The following is a 207-nucleotide window of genomic DNA, read 5'->3' as shown; positions in this document are numbered from 1 at the left end:
GCAAGTGCACGCATGGTCCGTAAAAATCCTGTGGAAGCATTACTGGATTCTAGCCAAGACAATTCATTTGTAAATCGTTGGGGCGGGGAATTAAAACGAGATAATTTTGACGTGAAAATGTTACAAAATCGTGGGATGGATCGCGGGGTAGTTATTCGTCATAAGAAAGACTTATTGGGATATGAAGGGAATGTAGATTGGAAAAGT

General features: G+C 40.6%; 1 protein-coding gene. It reads left to right on the top strand.

From position 1 onward, the window contains the following. Positions 1-207 (top strand): phage tail spike protein (locus ACQGS6_RS29645; RefSeq protein ID WP_426966122.1); only part of this gene is annotated, 207 nt, incomplete at both ends.

This window comes from Bacillus sp. GMs2/2, from assembly GCF_050172095.1.
Lineage (GTDB): Bacteria > Bacillota > Bacilli > Bacillales > Bacillaceae_G > Bacillus_A > Bacillus_A cereus.
The sequence above is the reverse complement of the archived record's forward strand: the minus strand, read 5'-3'. Positions and strand labels throughout refer to the sequence as shown.